The organism is Phormidium sp. FACHB-592 (genome assembly GCF_014695795.1).
Lineage (GTDB): Bacteria > Cyanobacteriota > Cyanobacteriia > Leptolyngbyales > Leptolyngbyaceae > Stenomitos.
This window is the reverse complement of sequence record NZ_JACJOZ010000034.1, coordinates 150,082-169,906: the sequence shown is the minus strand read 5'-3', so window position 1 is coordinate 169,906 and position 19,825 is coordinate 150,082. Positions and strand designations below refer to the sequence as shown.

Below are 19,825 nucleotides of genomic sequence, written 5' to 3'. Positions count from 1 at the left end.
AGATTGGTAATAACAGAGTACGAGGGCTTCAGCACAAGCGTTTAACCGAAGAAGGGAACGTTTCAATCCAACGTCCTTATGCTTGTAGCAACTGTAATACAAGCGATTGGTTACGGTTTAGGGCTGGAAACGCCTAGTTTGCTCTGCGACTGGATCAACCGTGACCAAGCTTGATGGCAACTGTGCTTCGTCTTACGCCATATTTAAGCTTAATCACTCTTCAAAACTATTAAGCTGTAAATACAGTGTATTTCTGTCAACACAACTGAGCTTTTCGTCGTTAGTCTTTTTAGCCTACAGAGCAATAATTTAAGAGGCAACGATCGTCATTAAATTCCTTTCCTACTATTTTTACTAAGAGATGTGCTTTTCGCTACTTTTACTCTTGATAAACGTTCTGTCGCAAAACAGATGAAAGCGGCAGACACCTTTTTACACACTAAAAGATTGCTTCCTGTATAAATGTTACACAGAGATTTTTTATAGCTACTAATTCCTGATCTCTCAGGTAAGGAGTACGTTTGGTAGAGTAATGAATAGAGAAAGCTGTTTTTTTGTAGATAAGTGAAAAAAATTCAGGGTAAAGCTGCTAAATTAAGCACGTTTTCTTTAACTGTCATTCAACTGCTAACTATTCGACTACATCAGGGAGACTTCCCTTCTTTATTAAGGGAGTGGAAGTAGAAACATGAGTGATGAAGGTATTTCTCTAAGCGATGTTTTGCTGACAGAGGCGTTGTCCTCACGATCGCCCCACGAACTAAACTTACAGGCTGAGATTCAAATACTGCGATCGCTGGGGCAACATCTTACACAGCCACCTCATATACTCCTGAATCACTTTGCTGAGATTGCAAAAGATCTGTGTCAAGCAGGAACAGCCGGAGTGAGCCTGCTAGAAGCAACCCTAGAGGGACAAGTTGTCCGCTGGGCTGCCCTTGCTGGAGCCTACGATCGGTTTGAAGGATCTACCTTTCCCCTTGATGACAGCACTTGCGGTATTTGTCTAGAGCTAAGGAGCGCCCAACTATTTTCCCATCCAGAACGCTATTTCACTGCCAGACAAGCGATTACACCGTGGGCAGTTGAAGAGTTAGTAGTGCCACTTCTACTAGAAGAGAAACCAGTTGGCACGATCTGGATTGTGACCCACGATGGGCAGCGACAGTTCGATCATGAAGATGCGCAGGTTTTAACCAATCTGGCGGCGTTTCTTGCCGTGGCGTTGTCCAGCGCTCAGACCCGACAAATTGCTGAAGAGCGACAAAGAGCTTTACATGAAAGTGAATCTCGGGTGCAAACGCTAGTTAGAAATATGCCTGGAATGGTGTATCGCTATCACGGTGATACTGGCATCTTTAGCTACATTAGTTCTGCATCCCGTGAGCTTTTTGAATTAGAGCCAGAAGTGATCCTTCAAGATGCAAACGCTCTTTGGTCATTGTTTCACCCAGACGATGCACTGACTTTACGAACTTCTATTACTAGCGCCGTTCAAAATTCATTACCCTGGCAGTGGGAAGGACGGGTGACAACGCCATCAGGTCAGTTGAAGTGGATTCAGGGTAGTTCTCGCCCAGAAAGCAGCAATGAGGGGCTAGTTTGGGATGGCTTTTTGATTGATATTAGCGATCGCAAACGGGGTGAAGCCCATCGTCAACAGTCAGAAAACGCGCTGCGTGAGCAAAAGGCGCGTCTGCGTTTGATCATTGAGAGTGCTAAAGACTATGCCATCTTTACTCTCGATCTCCAAGGAAACATAACCAGTTGGAACTCAGGCGCACAACGCATACTGGGCTACGAAGAAGCCGAGATTGTAGGACAAACTGGACGCATTATCTTTACGCCTGAAGATGCCGCGCTAGGAGAGCATGAAAGAGAACTGCATATTGCCCTGACTCAAGGGCGAAAAGAAAACGAGCGGTGGCATCTGCGACGCGATCGAAGCCGTTTTTGGGGTAGTGGGATTGTCATGCCCTTGAATGATGAAGACGGTGAAGTTCGAGGCTTCGTCAAAATTTTGCAGGACAAAACAACTCAGCGACAGGCGGCAGAAGACCTGCGCCGAAGTGAAGCTCGGCTCCAGCTTGCTCTTAGCGTTGGGCGCATGGGCAGTTGGGATTGGAATCTGCAAACCAACGTTGTTAGATGGTCAGAAGGGCACTTTACCCTACTAGGCTTACAGCCAGGTGAGGTTGAACCTAGCTACACCGCCTGGCAGAACAGTATTCACCCAGAGGACTTAGCGGTAACCGAAGCAGCCTTGCACCAGACATTGGAGGCAAAGGTAGAGTATCACCACCAGTACCGCTGTAGGTGGCGCGATGGCTCAGTGCACTGGCTAGAAGCGAGAGGGCAATATTCCTACGCTAGTGATGGGCAGCCGACTCGTATGATCGGCATCATTATCGACATTTCCGATCGCAAGCAGGTAGAGCACGAACGAGAGCAATTACTTGCCAATGAGCAGGCAGCACGGGAGGCAGCCGAAACCGCTAATCGGATTAAGGATGAGTTTTTGGCAGTGTTATCGCATGAGCTACGATCGCCCCTCAATCCCATCTTGGGCTGGGTTGGCTTACTTCGTAATGGTAGGCTCGACGCAGTGCAGTCGTCTCAGGCACTAGAAACGATCGAGCGTAACGCCAGATTACAGGTGCAGCTTATTGAAGATTTGTTAGACATCTCTCGAATTCTGCGCGGCAAACTCACCTTAAATCAGGTTCCCATCAATCTAATCACCACTATTGAAGCGGCTATGGAAACCGTGCGGCTGGCAGCAGAGGCTAAAGGCGTTGCCTTGAACTTTGTACTTGCGACTGAGAGCGAAAGGAACCATGAGTCGCAACCTGCTAGAGCGCAAACGTCTTTCTCTTCTCGCTCCTCTAACCGTCCGTCCATCAAGGTTTTAGGAGATTCTGTACGCCTTCAGCAAGTAATGTGGAATTTGCTGTCTAACGGCGTTAAGTTCACGCCTGAGGGCGGTCAAGTAGAAATCCGGTTGGAGCAAGTTGGGGGTCAGAAAGCAGAAGCGCTAAGCGGCGATCGCTCGTCTCAAGCATCACTCTCTTCTGCATACTCCCCCGCCTTTGCTCAAATCACTGTCAGCGATACTGGTAGGGGGATTCCAACCGCTTTCCTGCCGTATGTGTTTGAGTCGTTTCGGCAAGCCGACAGCACGACAACCCGTTCGTTTGGCGGGTTAGGGTTAGGGTTAGCGATCGTCCGTCAATTGGTCGAACTGCATGGCGGCTCAGTGTATGCAGATAGCTCCGGTGAAGAGCAGGGAGCCGTGTTTACTGTCAGGCTACCACTGCTAAGAGAGAATGACAGGACGAAAGTTGAAGACAATCCTGTGTGCTTTATGCCTCATGCCTCATGCCTGACCGGTATGCAAGTGCTGGTGGTTGACGATGAGCCAGACGCAAGAGACTTTATCACCTTCATGCTGGAGCAAAATGGTGCCATTGTGACCTCGGTGCCATCTGCAAGCGATGCACTGCAAGCGATCGCCCAAACAAAACCAGACGTGCTAATCAGCGATATCGGTATGCCTGAAATGGATGGTTACGACCTCATCAGGCAAATTCGGTCAATGGTGGAAGGCAAGCAAGTGCTGGCGATCGCGCTGACTGCCTACGCTGGAGAAGTCGATCGACAGCAGGCGATCGCGGCAGGGTTTCAGGAACACGTGACCAAGCCAGTCGAACCAGAAACCTTGATTCAGATTATTCAACAACAGTTAAATCAACCACTTGATGGCGACTAAAAAACACCCTTATACCACTTCTGCCAAGGAATGAGAACTAAATGCCCTAAACAGGACATAGACGATACAGAAGTTCCATCAACTGGTCACCATGTTCGAGGTAGGTGATGTATTCATAGGCACCAAGTTGAACATCTTGACCTTCCAGATCTTCCCCATACTTTTCTGCCAGCACCACAATAAAGGCATTGATAGAATGTTCTGCACTCTGCTGACGAATTGCTCGACCGCCATCAAGTAGCTGGTCGACCGACTGCCCTACCTGGTTAATCAAAATAAGCTCAATCTTTAGTGCCCCTTCTCTAACCCGCTCGATTGCATCTTTAACATCCAGTGACACGATGACACGGTAACCCCATCGCTGCACATTATGCACTAGGGCTGGTCGTACCTCGTCATCTGATTCAACAATCAGGATAACTGGAGGCTGTTGATCGGTACTCATCTTGTACTAGCTCATCCTAAAGAATCATCAGCCAAGGATCTATAGCAGTCGAAGAAAACTTTAGGACAGATATCCACCTTGAATCTCCTTTAAGCAAGGGTTTCCATTCATCATGTTGCTATAGAGCCTGCTCTCAATACGACTTTGTACTGTAGCAATTTAACACCAGATGTATGGACTCATATTCATATGTGCTTTCCCAAAGAGAAAAGGTTTGAGCTTTATTCTGGTTTAACTTTTACGATTAATCGATCGCTAGAGTAGAAGCAGCTAAAGAGCGTTTTACGAAGCTTACGCATCATCTACATTAAACACTGAGCGTCATTTGCATATATATATAAATAATTGGGGTATTGGGTAAGAAGGCTTTGAGCAGCAGGCAGCAGTCTTATCCTTATGCAGAAAGGCTTGGTATTTCCCCAAGTAAGCGATCGTATTCGTCTTTAACCATCCTGAAACACTCACAGGCAGAAGCTTCTAACCCTGGCAAATCAAGGATTTCAACAGTACCACGATGGTAACGAATAAGACCAGCCTCCTGAAATCTTTGGGCTGTTTGGGTAACACCTGCACGACGTACACCAATCATTTCTGCGATAAATTCCTGGGTTAGCCTGAGAGTAGGCTGTTCCATACGGTCTTGAACCTCTAGCAACCAACGTGCAAAACGTTGCTCCATACTGTGGAGAGTGTTACAGGCAGTTGTCTGCGAAATCTGGGCAATGAATGCTTGAGTATAGAGCAGCATTACATCGCGCATTTCCTTATTGGTATCAAATTCATCTAGCAGCACCTTTGCATCTAGTCTTAGAGCACTACCTGCAACCTGCACAATATAAGTAGTCTGCGTCGTCTCTCTACCACCCATAAAGGCATTGATGCCGAGTACTTCTCGCTTGCCGATAATACCCGTTTCAGCCGTATCCCCATTCAGCATACTCAGGGTGATCGAGAGCGCACAATCCAGAGGAAAATAAAGGTCAACGATCGGCGCACCCGGTTCGTGGATACGCTGCCCCCGTTCCAGACGCACCAGCTTCAAATGAGGATCAAGCTTCTCATATAGCGTACGGGGCAAGGCATTAAGTAAGTGGTTTTGAGGTGCCATATACAACCTTTCGATAAAGAGAGAAAATTACGGTAAGTTTTAGATAAGTAAGCTACAGCTTTGTGAATCAATCAAGATGTAGTTTACGCAAATAAAAGTGACTGCAATCCAAGAAATGACTATTAGTGCGGTCACTACATATAAATGGCTAAGTAGCTAGGTGCAACTGTCTATAGGACGCATCTCGATTTCGCGATCGACTGAGCGCTTATGCCGAGGTCTCAATGCTCCTAGTTCTGTGTGCCAATAGGTTGAGCGCAGCCGAAACTCAGTTTCTCAGGAATGCTTAATTTAGCCCTCCTACCTAAGTATATAAAAGCTACCCTTGTACCTCTCTTATTTTTAGCGCAGCGACATAGTAGCGTGAGAACAGCAACCAGAACTACGCACTATGACTTTTAAGGTTCAGAACTTAGATCGAGATTGAGCAATCGCCTGAAGTGAAGCGCTCGCTTTCAGAAACAGATCACTGAATCGGCTGAACCAGCAACATCGGTTCAGATCATGCAATAACAATTAAATTCTGAGTAATGAATCCTAAATAGCTGCGAAAATAGTATATGTGGGTGCCTAACAGGGCATCCTTAGCAGATGCAGTTTGGTTGAGTCCCTCATGAAAACCTTCGGTAAATGTCTCGAAGAACAATATCCGTGCGATCTGGCGAGCACAACCAGATTGCAGACCGATTTAGCGTATCCCCGCCCCCAACTTCAACGCTCTCAGTGGACTTCCCTTAACGGTACATGGAAGTTCACTTACGATGATGAAGGGCAGTATACGCGCCCCAGTAACATTCCGCTTTGGGATCAGTCTATAGAAGTTCCCTTCGCTCCCGAATCTATCCGTAGTGGTATTCACAACACTGGGTTTCATACTAATTGCTGGTATGAGCGCGAATTTGATGTAATGCCTGGGGACGATCGCGTTTTGCTGCACTTTGGTGCCGTCGATTACCGGGCGCGGGTTTGGGTCAATGGGCAGTTTATGGCTGACCACGAAGGCGGGCATACTCCTTTTTCAATGGATATTACGGCGGTTTTGCACCCAGAAGGACGCCAAACGGTGACGGTCTGGGCAGAAGACGACCCGCATGACCTGGCAAAACCCAGAGGCAAGCAAGACTGGCAGCGAGAACCGCATAGCATTTGGTATCCCCGCACCAGTGGCATTTGGCAAACAGTATGGCTAGAGCAAGTACCACAGACCTACATCGATCGCCTCAAGTGGACACCCCACTTTGACCGTTGGGAGATTGGCTTTGAGGCATTTGTGGCGGGCAAAACTCAGAAAGAAATGCAGCTAAAGGTGCGGCTAACCGTGGGCAACCAACTGCTGGTTAACGATACCTATGAAGTGCTAAACGGTGAAATTCATCGCCGCATTGCCTTGTCTGACCCAGGCATTGACGACTACCGCAACGAGTTGCTGTGGAGTCCAGAAAAGCCAACCCTTATTGATGCTGACATTCAGCTTTGGTGTCAGGGGCAGCTCGTTGACGTAGTGCAATCCTACACGGCAATGCGGACGGTTAGCATCCAGCGCGATCGCTTCATGCTGAACGGGCACCCATACTATCTACGTCTGGTGCTAGATCAGGGCTACTGGGAAGAGACGCTGATGACGGCTCCCTCAGATGAGGCACTGCGGCGTGATGTCGAGCTTGCCAAGCAGATGGGCTTTAATGGCGTGCGGAAGCACCAGAAGATTGAAGATCCTCGCTTTCTCTATTGGGCAGATGTGCTAGGGCTGATGGTTTGGGAAGAAATGCCCAGTGCCTATCGCTTTACGCCTAAAGCGGTCGAACGGCTGATGAAAGAATGGACAGAGACGATCGAGCGAGATGCCAGCCATCCTTGTATTGTTGTCTGGGTGCCGTTTAATGAATCCTGGGGTGTGCCCGATCTAACGGCAACTCCGGCACACCAACACTGTGTGCAGGCGCTCTACCATCTCACCAAAACGCTCGATCCCACTCGACCTGTCATTGGCAACGATGGTTGGGAAAGTACAGCTACCGATATCCTGGCAATTCACGACTACGACACCAAGCCGTTGCGCTTAGCTAAACGCTATGGTCCTGAAGTGAAGCTATCAGATTTGTTCGATCGCCAGCGTCCGGGTGGTCGCGTGCTCACGCTGGATGGCTACCCACATCAGGGGCAGCCGATTATGCTGACGGAGTTTGGTGGCATTGCCTTCACAAAGCCCGAAGAAAATCCTCACACTTGGGGTTACACTCGCTCCCACAATGCTCCGGAGCTGCAACTGCAATACACTGCGCTGTTACAAACGGTGAACAAAGTGGAAATGTTTAGTGGCTTCTGTTACACCCAGTTGACCGACACATTCCAGGAGGCAAATGGACTGCTTTATATCGATCGCACCCCTAAGTTTCCGTTAGAGGCGATCGCATCTGCCACTTTGGGAAGGGGCATTAACAACGAGGACGATACTATCCTTCTGGAATCTGTCAAAGTGGCATGGTCACAAATGGAAGATGTATTTTCAGACGCTCTTAAAGCCAGACGGACGCAACCTCATCCTGTACAGTCGCCAACCCATTGCGGCGGGGATTATTGCCCCTAGTCCAAGCAACGACCCCGTTCAAGCGAATCCTCACCTGCGCTGGCATCCCCTGCGCGGTGAGTGGGTTGCCTATGCTAGCCATCGACAGGGGCGGACGTTTATGCCGCCCCCTGAATATAATCCGCTGGCTCCAACTAAAGACCCTCAGTTCCCGACCGAACTGCCACAGGGAAACTATGACATTGCCGTTTTCCCTAATCGCTTTCCCTCGCTAACGCCCTCAGCAGCAGATGCGCCCTCAACCATTGTGGAGACGCTGCCTGCCAATGGCGCTTGTGAAGTCGTTGTGTTTACCCAAGACCCAGAGGCATCATTGAGTTCGTTGCCGCTAGATCATTTGGAACTACTGTTTCAAGTGTGGAGCGATCGTACTCGTGCCATTAGCGAGCACCCCCAAATTCAGTACGTCCTGCCGTTTGAAAACAAAGGCGTTGAAGTCGGTGTAACGCTACATCATCCTCACGGACAAATCTACGCTTATCCCTTTGTGCCACCAGTTCCGGCGCGGTTGGGCGAGTGCCAACTTGACTATTACCAGCAGCATCAACAGGGCTTATTGCAAGGCTTAATTCAAAACGAAATTTCTGATCAGCAACGGGTGCTGTATCAAGATGAGTGGGCGATCGCTTTCGTCCCCGTGTGCGCCCGTTATCCATACGAAGTCTGGATTGCGCCGATTAAACCCGTTGCTACGTTTATGGATTTGACCGCAGAGCAGCGATCGAGCCTTGCCAAAGCCCTCAAAACCGTGACGCTGAAATATGACGGCTTGTGGAATCGTCCCTTCCCTTATTTGATGGCATGGTTTCAGGCTCCACTCGATGGACAACCTCATCCCGAATGGCATCTACACGCGGAGTTTTACCCACCCTACCGCACGTCAGACAGACTCAAGTACCTGGCAGGAACAGAACTTGCTGCCGGAATGTTTGCGAATGATGCGTTGCCCGAGGCAAAAGCAAAAGAGCTACAAGCAGTAACTGTTGAGCTAGAACAGGTCGTGCCGGTTTGAAGGGGACGATCGCAAAAATATGCTCTCATCAGTTGTGTACCTGAGCACAATTCTATGTAACGCCGGATACCCATTTTGCTTGAGCAGAGTCAGCGTTAAGAATGAAGTGCAATGGCTAAAGGTGTTTTCTAATAAGGAAGTAACTCATACCAACTTCGGATGAAGCTACTTAGAATAAAAGCGGAGTGAAGCTGAATGGAACCCAGCAGAGCAAAGACTATTGTTGGTTTTCATGTGCTTAACCCAATTAATCAACAATTCTATGTCTCTTCAAAAAGAACTGGTATGTACTAGAACAAAAATGGAGCAACCCTTATGAGCAGTGGTCATGCCAGTCATAAAGGTGGTGGAATCAAACAAAGTCACGACAATGGACAACTTGATTCTGCTGCTACTACGCCAGTCGCCAATCCAGAAGATCTACTGGGCGAAGGGGAAGGCTATCCTTTCAACGCGCAGGGCACAGAGGTTAACCCTGCTGCTACAGAACGTCCTCAAGAATCCTCGGCAGAGTCTCAGCAGAGCGGGCAATCCAACGCGTGATTATGGGCGTAAACAGGTTGATTGGGTCTTCTTCATGCCGTCTGCTTTCACAATGTCAATAACAACATAAGACGGTAGTGAAGCAAGAAAGCAGTGAAGTAAGGAAATGATGGAAACAACCAACCCAGCAAGCGTCAGCAGCCAGGCTCAAGCACGGGAAAATCCTCTCAGTTACCGCCCCTTAATCCTAGCCGGACTTGTTCTGGGGCTAGGACAGGGCGGTTTTTTTGATGGCATTGTTTTTCATCAATTGCTGCAATGGCACCATATGTTTTCCAGCATTGAAACCGATATGACGATCGCTGGCATGGAACTAAACACCTTTGGCGATGGTTTATTCCACCTCTTTGATTGGTTGCTTACGTTGGTTGGCATTTTTCTACTTTGGCGTGCTGGACAGCAAGCAAAGGATGCCTGGTCGGGTCGGGTGTTTCTGGGAGCGTTACTGCTAGGTGCAGGGCTCTTTAACCTGGTTGAGGGCATTCTCGATCACCACCTTCTAGGCATTCATCACCTGAAACCAGGTGCCCATGAACTTTTATGGGATCTTGGCTTTCTTGGCTCTGGCGTTCTACTGATAAGCATTGGAGTACTCTTAATCCAGGCAACGATGAAAGAATCTGGTACTTTAACGCCATGAGCGCCAACACTATGAATGTATCTGAAGAAATCGCCCGCAAGCTAGAGTTAATGCGGGACGCACTGCACGAAACTGGAGCCGCTGGCATCCGTCTGCGTGGAACAGATTGGTTTGCTTGGGCAACGGCGGGTGGTTCTAATACAGTGCTACTGGCGGCAGAAACAGGAGTCGCTGAAGTGCTGGTGACGGACGAAGCTGCCTGGATACTCACTGATGAAATTGAAGCGCAACGGTTAAAAGATGAACAGGTTCCAGCGGATGCTGGCTATCAGTGTCACGTTAGCCCGTGGGCACAGAGTCGCGATCGCGAAGCCTTTGTGCGTGAGACTACCAGTAATGGCAAGGTTTTAAGCGATCGTCCCACTCAAGCAGAAGCAGCGTTACCTCGATCGTTGCTGCACCATAGGCGCATCATGTTACCCGGAGAACTGGAACGCTATCGGCAGGTCGGGCGACTTGCTAGCGAAGCAATGACAGAGGTGCTAACGCAGGCTCAGCCAACCTGGACAGAATATCAGCTTGCTGGAGCGGGGGCAGAAGCGCTATGGGCACGTGGTCTACACCCTGCCTTGACACTGGCAGCAGGCGATCAACGTTTACCGCTTTACCGCCATCCCTTACCCAGTGGAGAGACGATCGGACGGCAGGCAATGCTGGTCTTTTGCGCTCGCGGTAGCGGGTTGATCGTGAGCTTAACTCGCTTCGTTTGTTTTGGTGGCTTCACGGCAGAAGACAAGCAGTTGCATCGTACCATTGCGGAAATTGAGGCAGTGGCGCTCAAGCATTCTCAAGTAGAAGCGCCCTTAAATGAGGTGTATAACGCACTAGCGACAGCCTATGAACAGCAGGGCTACCCACACGCTATTCAAGAGCATCATCAGGGTGGTACAGCAGGCTATGGGGCACGCGAAATTGTGGCAACGCCGGAAACCAGCGATCGTCTGGCTGCAAACATGATCCTTGCCTGGAACCCCAGCATTCCGGGTGCAAAGATTGAAGATACATTTGTCTTAAATGCGGATCACAGCCTGGAGAATTTAAGTTTTGACACTCACTTTCCCCATGTTGAAATTGAAGGTTGGCTGCGTCCTGTACCCCTTGAACGATGATGGACTTTCAACAAATCTTTCAGACAAAACCTGATATTGAAGCAAGTGCGCCGGGTCGCGTGAATTTGTTAGGCGAACACACTGACTACAACGATGGTTTTGTGCTGCCAACGGCAATTCCACAACAAACAAACGTTTCAATTGGATACAGCCCCGACGATCACCATCATTTCTATTCTGCTGAATTAGAGGAACGGATTGATGTTGAGCCAACGGCAACAACCCTCGAAGGCTTTGCCAGCTATGTCAACGGCTGCATTCAAGTATTGAAACAAGCAGGCTATGAAAGCCCTCCTGTTAATGTTTTTGTCACCTCATCAGTGCCGATCGGTTCAGGCTTGTCTAGCAGCGCGGCATTAGAAGTGGCAACGCTGCGGGCGTTGCGATCGCTCCTCAAGCTTGACCTTGATGATGTACAGATTGCTCAATTGGGGCAACAGGCAGAAATTCAATATGCAGGCGTAAGCTGTGGCATTCTTGATCAAATGGCATCCAGCCTTGCCGATACAGAACATATGCTGTTTCTGGATACCCGCACACTTGATCGCCAAATTCTACCGTTTCCTGCTGGGGCAGAGATTGTAGTGATTGATAGTGGTGTAGCGCGATCGCTGGCGAGCAGCGGTTATAACCAACGTCGATCGGAGTGTGAAGCAGCCGCCCGTCAATTGGGCGTGAAGGCATTACGAGACATTAGCGATCCTCAGGCAGTAGAAGCCTTACCTGAACCTATCCGTAAACGTGCCCGTCATGTAGTCACTGAAGACAACCGGGTTTTGAAGGCTTTAGATGGTGTTTCGGCTCCAGTGTTTGGTGAATTAATGAATGCATCCCACGTTAGCCTGCGAGATGATTATGAAGTCTCTGTACCCGCGTTAGACACGCTAGTAGAGCTTTTGCAGGGCACTCCTGGCGTCTTTGGCGCACGTCTGACAGGAGCAGGCTTTGGAGGCGCATGTGTTGCATTAGTCACCCTGGGAGAGGCACACACAATCGCTCAAACGGTGCTCGATCGCTATAACGCCGCTGGGTACAACGGTCAAATTTTGGTTGACTGAGGGCTGTTTACCTTGGTTCGTGTATGGAACATCACAGGTAAACATCGCTGCATTCATTCCCAAGCCAGAGGCGATTGCACAAGTAAGTTTATATGCTGAAACCATAACAAGGTTTTAGTTTTGCAAAAGTGGTTCTGCTGAATTTAGGTAAGGGGGCAGATCATGCAACATGATTTGCAATCCTGAACCGTCTGTAAGGCTGCCTTAACTCTAGCCCCCTCCTAATGGAAAAGGGGGTAAGAAATGTTCTACCTTTCTCCTTAAAGAAAAAGGTATGGCTCAAAGGGTAGACCCTGCGGGAAGCAAGCTACGCGACAGGGATAAGGATGCACTAATTGCGTCTTTGCCATACAGGTAATTAGCCAGCTAACCAGTGATGCCCTAAAACCATTTTTTTAACAGCTATAAATGTGAGGGGTTATGAAACTTCAAATTGAATGCAACAACAGTCTGCTCCAGCAGCAAACTTGTTGGCTTTGTAAGCAATCGTTTGAGGTTGCACCCGCAAAAGTTATTGCTTGCGATGACCAAGGCAATTGCTATGGAGAGGTTTGTTCTCAGTGTTTAAGCAAAGGGTTTGACTGGCTGAGCGATCGCTTTGATCATCTAAACCGACCGAAAAAACCAGTCTTGCTACGGCGCTCTCAGAAAGTGGCTGTCCCTATTAGCGCTTAAGGCTGCAATTATCAGGCAAACAACGTATGAACAGTAATTTAGACGACCAACAGAGTAACGTCGCAATGGTTCACCAGTCATTAAATGAACTTCGTGAGCTATTTTCTACTTTAGAAGCACAGAGCAAGTTAGGGCTTTTAATTGAGCCACTAAAGCTGGAGCCAATCGACATGATCTGTTCAGCAGCTCAGTTGCCCTTTTTAGACGATGGCTACTTCCAAGCTGATGAGTTGAGTGGCTTTAGAGAAGTGTGATTAGTGAGTGCAGATTCAGTTAGATAAGGTTCGATTTTTCCATCATCTACTTTTAATAGGAGAACACGCATGGTTGCAACGTTAGACGATACAAAGCGAACAGCGATCGGTGAACGGCTAGCAGATTTGAAAGCGGTTCAAAATTTGATTATCGCCAATGATCAAAAGCTTCTGGCGGCTTGTCATGATGCCGATATTCGCGATCGTCTTCAGAATATGCTTCAGGATGACCAAAAGAACTTGGGCATTATTGAAACAGTGATTGTCCAGTATGGCATTCCATCCGAGCCAAGTGCCGCAACCAAAACCTTTACGCAGCAGTCTGAGCAGACGATGGCAGGCGATGAGTTTACGCTCTACCAAAAACTGCTCCACCACGAATTGATGAAGCATGGTCAAACCATGAGTGGCATCATGATCCATAAGGCTGCTCAGGTGGTAGGGGCTGATATTGAAGTAGCAATTACTCCTTTAAACACCGTTAACTTCGAGAGCCGTGCCCACCAAGAGCAGCTTAAAGGGATGCTGGAGCAGGTAGGCGTTCGGGAAATGACGGGCAAAGAGGCTAAACAAGGGTTGTGGGCACGCGTACAAGATGCAACTGCGGCTTTGTCGGGTATTGCTGGGAGCATACTTACCCAAAACTCTAATAAGGAGGATATGAACATCCAGACGTTGATTCGGCTGGATCACAACAAGACAAACACCATTTTCACTGAAATTGGAGCCACAAAAGATCCCCAAAAGCTGCAAGAGTATTTTGGGCAGCTCTACAAAGACCTTTTGACCCATGCACAAGCTGAAGAAGAAGTAGTTTACCCTAACGTGCGATCGTTCTACGGCGATGGCGACACGCAGGAACTATACGATGAACAGGCTGAAATGAAGCGTATGCTGGATGAAATCAAAGCGAGTGATCCTCATGCAGCCGACGAGTTCCGCTCAAAGATTAAAACGTTAATGGATGCTGTCGGTGATCATATTCGCCAAGAAGAAAGCACTCTGTTTGCTGCCATTGATAAAAATTGCAGTAGTGAACAAAAAGAACAAATGGCAACTGAATTTAAGGCTGCCAAGAGCAAAATTCAGCAGCAAATGGTAGCTATGTAATTGCTTTCAGCACATTACGTTCAGCAGATTTCTTGAATTAAAGAACTTGTGGGGTGTAGCATTGCTGCGCCCCTTTCTGCTGCGCCATGTATTGTATGTACATTGTGAAGTTAGTTTAAGCTCTCCCTTGAGAAATGCAGTGTCCCTGATCTTTTTATAGAGGGTGGATTAAAGCGCAACGAATATGTTAGTAGAAGGACTTGCTTAAGCACAAGTTGAGACTTCTACGAGCGTGCTTCGTTCGCCTCACAGAACTCAGTAAGGAAAACGTATGATTCAGCATTTTGCAACAACGCTGCTAGCAGCTTAATACCGGCCTGAAGTAATGCATTAGCTGCATTATCTGCCGTTGGTTCAAGTAGCTAGCAGCAATTAATTAGCACTGACATTTCTTGCAGGATTACTTTTTTTACTGCTTTGATTGCAGGTATTGCTATGGCATTTGCCTTCCAGTTTTTACTTGGCAACCGTTCGATCGCAGTTGGCATCTCTGTTGGCATCAATCTAACAGGTACGAATGACAAAAGTGGAGTATTCAAAGAACACAAATTTTTAGGAGCTTAATCATGAAAGCAGGACAATACTTTGCTTTGACTATTGGCATCATTTTCGTGTTGATCGGTGTGGCAGGATTTATTCCAGACTTGGTTAAACCTCCGATCGCTGACCCAGATGCAGTGAACCTTAGCTATGTAGAGGGGTACGGTTACTTGATGGGGCTATTCCCGATTAATGTGTTGCACAACATTGTTCACCTTACAGTGGGGCTGCTAGGTATTTTTGCTTCTCTTTCGTTGGGTAGTGCCCGCCTTTTTAGTGGAGTATTAGCGCTCTTCTACGGGCTGCTCACCATCTTAGGACTGTTTCCACCAACTCAGTCTATGTTAGGTTTAGTCCCTCTCTTTGGTAATGATCTCTGGCTACATGCAGGTACCGCTGCGATCGCAACTTACTTTGGCTTTCTCGCTAAACCCGACTTGCTGGAACTTCGCGAGCAGGGTCATGACGAGCAAGCTAACCCTTCGAGCTAAGGTAAAAGCTTAAGAGCGGCTGAAAGCAATGCTCCAATTCTATTGACTTAAAGAAATTGAGTTTCTTGAAGAATTGCTGGTGCGATCGCCATTCTGCTTTTGCAATTGGGGACAATAAGGAATGTATAGAGGGTTACGTTTTCTCTGCCAAAGAGATGAATTTAACCCTCGCACTCCCGATTGGAGCGGATAGTAAGTTGGTACAAAGTGTAGAGACTGTATTTACCGAGAGTGAGCTAGATCGGTTTGCAGAAGAGCTGAATCGAGATGGTATTTGTGTCATTCGTGGCTTATTCGATCGCGACCTGATTGATCGCTGGAAAGTTGCGTTTGACGCTTTGTTTCAAGAGCGGCAACAGCGACCTGGTGGTTTGGCTCCCCGTGGTCAGGCGCGTTGTTATGCAACATTGCCTTGGGTAGCACCGTTTGCGGACCCGGCTGTGTATTCCAATCCAATCATCCGGGGAGTACTCAATCGCGTCTTTTTTCAAGAGTACAAGCTGGTGCAGCTAGCGGCTGACATCCCCTTGCAAGGTTCACAGTATCAGGAGATTCATCGCGATTTCCGTCCACTGTTTTCCGATCAAATTGTGACCCCACTGTATGCGCTGGCAGTGAATTTTTCGCTAGTTGAAGTAACAGAGGCAAATGGTCCGTTTGAGATGGCGCGTGGTACTCATGTAATGTCGCGTGAGGAAGGCTTAGTTAAGATCCATGCCGGTGAAATTCCGATGGAACAATTTTATATGCAGCCAGGTGATGTCATGATTCGATCGCCCCTGGCACTGCATCGGGGTACGCCTAACTTAACGCCACAGCCCCGACCTATGATTGTGATGGGTTATGTCATGCACTGGCTTCATACTCAAAAAGTAGATCTCACACTGCCACGGGCTTATTACGAAAGCCTATCGCCAGAAATACAAGAGCTACTTCGATGCAGAGTTGTAGATCAGTTAGCAGACAGTGAAGTCGAAACTTATATCAACTTCGCGTATTAAGCAGATTCATGCAGCCACTAAGCATCTGAAAGGTGCTCTACAGTAGAACACCTTTCACAGATTTGTTTGGTAACGATAGAAATGTTGGCAAACCTGCTGTCACGATCGTTACACTATGACAGAGAGCACTAGCATACTTCACATCAGCCTCTACCCAGTGGTGAGAGAAGACAGGCTGAAGGGCTGAAGTTGTTATCTCAGGCATTAATCATACTTAGCGTTATGTAGCCTCGTACCATTTTTTTGAAAGCCTGAGTGAAGCTTAGGTTGAGTTTAATAAGACTCAAACAAGTTAAGGATGGTGTTGAATTTAACGCTATTCAACCTAACTTGTAATTAATATTCATAGCAGCCTTAAATCAGTTATGAGATTGAGAGGCTTCGTGAGAAGGGGTTCTAGTGGGATCCTTTCTCACAATCTAGATAGAAGCGCTATATGTCTCTTCAAAAAGAGCTGATCTACCCAGAAAAACTCGTCAATTAACTGCTTAGAAAGCATAAGCATTATGTTTGAAATTGGCGAGTATGTACTGCATCAAAAAACAGGAAACATTGGCAAAGTAATTGGCTATGGGCGCCGAATGCTAAACGATAGCTATGCAACGACCCTAAAAGTATTAGTAGATCATGCGCTTGCTTCTAACAAGCGAGGGGTTATCCAAGAAGATTTGCATTCAGCCTGGGTGAAGTGGTGAGGCTTTTATACTTTTACTCTTTAAAGTGAATAGGAAAGGCTGGTTCAGGTAGTCTTTTCTTAAATGTGCCGTTATACGTCATTATGAACACCTATACCAATCCGGTTTATCAAGACTATTTCGCTGACCCCTTTGTTTGGAAGCATCAGGGTGTCTACTATGCGATCGGCACTGGTCCCGCAGAAGCAGCAGGGCAGGTGGAGGAGAAGGCTCAGCAGCGGGTCTTTCCACTGCTTCAGTCTGATGATTTGGTGAACTGGCGCTCTGCCGGGAAAGCGTTGCTGCGACCCGATCCTACTTTGGGCAATAACTTCTGGGCACCCGAAGTTGCTTACTGTGATGGCACTTTTTACCTCTACTACTCCATTGGGCATGAGGATAAACACCATCAATTGCGAGTTGCCACCAGTACTGACCCATTGGGACCGTATGAGGATACAGGTGAGCCGTTACTAGACCCCAAAACCTGCCCGTTTGCGATCGATCCCAGTCCCTTTCAAGATAATGATGGGCAATGGTATCTCTTTTACGCCCAAGACTTTCTGGATACCGATGATGGTGTCCGGGCAGGCACGGCTCTGATGGTCGATCGCCTCACCACGATGACGAAGCTAGAGGGCAAAGCAAACATGGTTCTCCGCGCTCGTCACGATTGGCAGCGGTTTTTGGCAGATCGCCCTATGTATGATGGCATCTACGATTGGCATACGTTAGAAGGCCCTTGTGTTCGTAAACATGGTGATCGCTACTATTGCTTTTACAGTGGTGGACGGTGGGAAACTGCAAGCTATGGCGTTGATTATGGTGTTGCCGATCAGGTGATGGGTCCCTATACCGATGCTGGTAATGAAGCGGGTGCCCGGGTGCTGCGATCGGTGCCAGATTATGTGTTGGGTCCCGGTCATAACTCGATCGTGGCTAGTCCCGATGATCAAACCGAGTATCTGGTTTACCACGCTTGGGATACAGGAATGCAAGCCCGCCGCATGTGTATTGATCCGCTTTTTTGGACACCCGATGGTCCTCGTTCTAAGGGACCAACCTGGACACCACAAACTCTCTAAGCGACTGGATTAGCTGCCGCTACAAATTGCTTAGTATCTATTTTGACATTGGCATAAAAAAGGAAAGAGAAGAAGTGTAGCGATCGCAGTAAAGATTTGCTTGACAGGAAGCAACTTTCTCTATGCAAAGGATTAGCGCTTCTTCTCTTTGTTTGTTTCTGCCTATACTAACTTTTAGTTAATAGATTAATCGCTTGAGAGACTGTTAGCAAAGGATTTAAGCTGTTTCACAGTTTTATAGCTTCAAATCTAGACTGGAGCCAAAACCTATGCCCAGAGCCATTTTTGAGGTTTGGATATCAATTCAGCTGCTTTATCTCAAAATTATTTTCATTCGTCTCTCTGTTGCTGGATAAACCTGAGAATATTTAAGTGTTTTGCCTTATAAAAGGCAATTAATTTCTCTTCTTCTCATGCAACCGTAGACTGATTAATTCAAACTTTAAGGACGTTAAAACGGTTATTAGTTAGAGCCATTTCGTTGCCATTTTCTTTTTGCCAGTGCTCTCTGAGATAGTAATTCTAAAGAGCAGGTTTTGGCTTTTCAAAAAGTTGAATGAAAATTTGATTCAGGAGAATTAGAATGTTTTATCACGACAAGCGTTTGCAATATTACACAGCGCCCGAGCGACCTGATCCGCTTTACGCTAAAAAAGTTCAAGAACTGATTGGCGGCACCTTTGGCGAGATGACGGTAATGATGCAGTACCTCTTTCAGGGCTGGAATTGCCGGGGTCCGGCGAAGTATCGAGATATGCTGCTCGATATTGGGACTGAGGAAATTGGGCACATCGAGATGCTGGCAACCATGATTGCTCACTTGCTTGATGGTGCTCCCCTCAAAACCCAGGAGGAAGGTGCTAAAGATTCAGTTATCGGTGCTGTGATGGGTGGTTCAAATCCTCGGGATACGATCACCAATATCATCGCTAGTAGCATGAATCCACAGCATTCAATTGTGTCAGGTTTAGGGGCTACAGCATCTGACAGTGTTGGCTTCCCCTGGAACGGGCGATTCATTGTAGCAAGCGGTAATCTCTTAGCCGACTTCCGCTCTAACCTCCATGCAGAGTCGCAGGGTCGCTTGCAAGCAGTGCGTCTGTATGAAATGACAGATGATCCTGGGGTACGAGACACGCTTAGTTTCATGATTGCCCGCGACACCATGCACCAAAACCAATGGCTGGCTGCGATCGAAGATCTGGAATCTTCTGGGCTTGAAACAACGCCTGTTCCGAGTTCATTCCCTCAAGACTTAGAGAAGTCGCAGCATGCTTATCAGTTCTGGAATCACTCTAAGGGTGAAGAAAGCGCCGAAGGTCGCTGGGCAAAAGGACCTTCAATGGATGGCAAAGGAGAATTTGAATACGTTGCAAACCCCGAACCCTTAGGTGAAGCGCCTGTCCCTCCATTAGGTGAGCCAAGGCTGTACACCACAAATGAGGCATCTAAACCGCCTATGTCAATCAAGAAAGATAGTTAGATGCTAGTGCTTTAGAGAGGTTGTTTTTGTTTCAAGAGACAGTATGTGTAACGTCCTGCAATGTGCAACCTTTCTTAAGTATCTGCTTAGGCTACCTATCCTTCGGGAAGCAAGCTATAAGCCTAGCCCTCTCTTGGTGGACAAGTGAACTGGAATGGTCTCAAAGCCCTTCTCCTTGCGGAGGAGGGTTTACCGCTAGCAAGCTACTTGCAGGAAGCAAGCACCAGAGAGGAGAAGGGTA

Annotated in this window: 18 protein-coding genes; 16 read left to right on the top strand and 2 right to left on the bottom strand. The window is 47.7% G+C overall.

The window, feature by feature from the left end:
• The first annotated feature begins 688 nt into the window (after positions 1-688).
• Complete coding sequence (locus H6F86_RS09390; RefSeq protein ID WP_190448332.1) at positions 689-3,769, top strand: PAS domain S-box protein; 3,081 nt, start codon at positions 689-691, stop codon at positions 3,767-3,769.
• A gap of 46 nt (positions 3,770-3,815) precedes the next feature.
• Here H6F86_RS09390 and H6F86_RS09385 read toward each other — a convergent pair whose 3' ends face one another.
• Entirely contained in the window at positions 3,816-4,214 is a 399-nt protein-coding gene (locus tag H6F86_RS09385) for a hypothetical protein (protein ID WP_190448331.1), read from the bottom strand.
• Between the two features lie 394 nt (positions 4,215-4,608).
• Entirely contained in the window at positions 4,609-5,322 is a 714-nt protein-coding gene (locus H6F86_RS09380; protein WP_190448330.1) for a Crp/Fnr family transcriptional regulator, read from the bottom strand.
• Between the two features lie 613 nt (positions 5,323-5,935).
• On the opposite strand from H6F86_RS09380, the gene H6F86_RS09375 reads away from it, so the two are divergent.
• From H6F86_RS09375 to H6F86_RS09310, 15 genes are all read left to right on the top strand, one after another.
• Positions 5,936-7,909: a glycoside hydrolase family 2 TIM barrel-domain containing protein gene (locus H6F86_RS09375; protein ID WP_190448329.1), complete on the top strand. Its 1,974-nt coding sequence runs from the start codon at positions 5,936-5,938 to the stop codon at positions 7,907-7,909.
• The gene (gene galT, locus H6F86_RS09370) at positions 7,821-8,921 is read left to right on the top strand and encodes a galactose-1-phosphate uridylyltransferase (protein WP_190448328.1); all 1,101 of its coding nucleotides are present in this window, start codon (positions 7,821-7,823) and stop codon (positions 8,919-8,921) included. The genes H6F86_RS09375 and galT overlap by 89 nt, the downstream gene beginning before the upstream one ends.
• 315 nt (positions 8,922-9,236) lie before the next feature.
• Complete coding sequence (locus H6F86_RS09365; RefSeq protein ID WP_190448327.1) at positions 9,237-9,464, top strand: hypothetical protein; 228 nt, start codon at positions 9,237-9,239, stop codon at positions 9,462-9,464.
• A gap of 106 nt (positions 9,465-9,570) precedes the next feature.
• A complete protein-coding gene (locus H6F86_RS09360) occupies positions 9,571-10,104 on the top strand; it encodes a DUF2243 domain-containing protein (protein WP_242033440.1) in 534 nt (177 codons plus the stop codon).
• Positions 10,101-11,213 carry a M24 family metallopeptidase gene (locus H6F86_RS09355; RefSeq protein WP_242033439.1) on the top strand — a complete coding sequence of 371 codons (1,113 nt, stop codon included), beginning with the start codon at positions 10,101-10,103 and terminating at the stop codon, positions 11,211-11,213. The genes H6F86_RS09360 and H6F86_RS09355 overlap by 4 nt, the downstream gene beginning before the upstream one ends.
• Positions 11,210-12,271 (top strand): galactokinase, encoded by a 1,062-nt coding sequence (gene galK / locus H6F86_RS09350; RefSeq protein ID WP_347240107.1) that lies wholly within the window; start codon positions 11,210-11,212, stop codon positions 12,269-12,271. Before H6F86_RS09355 ends, galK begins: the two co-directional genes overlap by 4 nt.
• 420 nt (positions 12,272-12,691) lie before the next feature.
• Positions 12,692-12,946 (top strand): hypothetical protein, encoded by a 255-nt coding sequence (locus H6F86_RS09345; protein WP_190448325.1) that lies wholly within the window; start codon positions 12,692-12,694, stop codon positions 12,944-12,946.
• Positions 12,947-12,972: 26 nt separating this feature from the next.
• A complete protein-coding gene (locus tag H6F86_RS09340) occupies positions 12,973-13,200 on the top strand; it encodes a hypothetical protein (RefSeq protein WP_190448324.1) in 228 nt (75 codons plus the stop codon).
• A 69-nt stretch (positions 13,201-13,269) separates the two neighbouring features.
• Positions 13,270-14,310, top strand: coding sequence for a hemerythrin domain-containing protein (locus H6F86_RS09335; RefSeq protein WP_190448323.1), 1,041 nt, complete (start codon positions 13,270-13,272; stop codon positions 14,308-14,310).
• Between the two features lie 435 nt (positions 14,311-14,745).
• A complete protein-coding gene (locus H6F86_RS32760; protein WP_277881649.1) occupies positions 14,746-14,874 on the top strand; it encodes a hypothetical protein in 129 nt (42 codons plus the stop codon).
• 2 nt (positions 14,875-14,876) lie between these two features.
• Entirely contained in the window at positions 14,877-15,341 is a 465-nt protein-coding gene (locus tag H6F86_RS09330) for a DUF4383 domain-containing protein (RefSeq protein WP_190448322.1), read from the top strand.
• 155 nt (positions 15,342-15,496) lie between these two features.
• Positions 15,497-16,342, top strand: coding sequence for a phytanoyl-CoA dioxygenase family protein (locus tag H6F86_RS09325; protein WP_242033438.1), 846 nt, complete (start codon positions 15,497-15,499; stop codon positions 16,340-16,342).
• Between the two features lie 506 nt (positions 16,343-16,848).
• Positions 16,849-17,037: a hypothetical protein gene (locus H6F86_RS09320; protein WP_190448321.1), complete on the top strand. Its 189-nt coding sequence runs from the start codon at positions 16,849-16,851 to the stop codon at positions 17,035-17,037.
• Positions 17,038-17,102: 65 nt separating this feature from the next.
• Positions 17,103-18,101, top strand: coding sequence for a glycoside hydrolase family 43 protein (locus H6F86_RS09315; protein WP_347240106.1), 999 nt, complete (start codon positions 17,103-17,105; stop codon positions 18,099-18,101).
• Positions 18,102-18,684: 583 nt separating this feature from the next.
• Positions 18,685-19,584, top strand: a complete 900-nt coding sequence (locus H6F86_RS09310; protein ID WP_190448319.1) for a manganese catalase family protein — start codon at positions 18,685-18,687, stop codon at positions 19,582-19,584.
• The last annotated feature ends 241 nt before the right edge of the window (positions 19,585-19,825 follow it).

Coding starts and splice junctions, on each gene's coding strand:
- H6F86_RS09375 (WP_190448329.1), top strand. CDS start 5,936: ATGAAAACCTTCGGTAAATGTCTCGAAGAACAATATCCGTGCGATCTG.
- H6F86_RS09335 (WP_190448323.1), top strand. CDS start 13,270: ATGGTTGCAACGTTAGACGATACAAAGCGAACAGCGATCGGTGAACGG.
- galT (WP_190448328.1), top strand. CDS start 7,821: ATGTATTTTCAGACGCTCTTAAAGCCAGACGGACGCAACCTCATCCTG.
- H6F86_RS09380 (WP_190448330.1), bottom strand. CDS start 5,322: ATGGCACCTCAAAACCACTTACTTAATGCCTTGCCCCGTACGCTATAT.
- H6F86_RS09325 (WP_242033438.1), top strand. CDS start 15,497: ATGAATTTAACCCTCGCACTCCCGATTGGAGCGGATAGTAAGTTGGTA.
- H6F86_RS09330 (WP_190448322.1), top strand. CDS start 14,877: ATGAAAGCAGGACAATACTTTGCTTTGACTATTGGCATCATTTTCGTG.
- H6F86_RS09340 (WP_190448324.1), top strand. CDS start 12,973: ATGAACAGTAATTTAGACGACCAACAGAGTAACGTCGCAATGGTTCAC.
- H6F86_RS09355 (WP_242033439.1), top strand. CDS start 10,101: ATGAGCGCCAACACTATGAATGTATCTGAAGAAATCGCCCGCAAGCTA.
- H6F86_RS09365 (WP_190448327.1), top strand. CDS start 9,237: ATGAGCAGTGGTCATGCCAGTCATAAAGGTGGTGGAATCAAACAAAGT.
- H6F86_RS32760 (WP_277881649.1), top strand. CDS start 14,746: ATGGCATTTGCCTTCCAGTTTTTACTTGGCAACCGTTCGATCGCAGTT.
- H6F86_RS09390 (WP_190448332.1), top strand. CDS start 689: ATGAGTGATGAAGGTATTTCTCTAAGCGATGTTTTGCTGACAGAGGCG.
- H6F86_RS09385 (WP_190448331.1), bottom strand. CDS start 4,214: ATGAGTACCGATCAACAGCCTCCAGTTATCCTGATTGTTGAATCAGAT.
- H6F86_RS09345 (WP_190448325.1), top strand. CDS start 12,692: ATGAAACTTCAAATTGAATGCAACAACAGTCTGCTCCAGCAGCAAACT.
- H6F86_RS09310 (WP_190448319.1), top strand. CDS start 18,685: ATGTTTTATCACGACAAGCGTTTGCAATATTACACAGCGCCCGAGCGA.
- galK (WP_347240107.1), top strand. CDS start 11,210: ATGATGGACTTTCAACAAATCTTTCAGACAAAACCTGATATTGAAGCA.
- H6F86_RS09320 (WP_190448321.1), top strand. CDS start 16,849: ATGTTTGAAATTGGCGAGTATGTACTGCATCAAAAAACAGGAAACATT.
- H6F86_RS09360 (WP_242033440.1), top strand. CDS start 9,571: ATGATGGAAACAACCAACCCAGCAAGCGTCAGCAGCCAGGCTCAAGCA.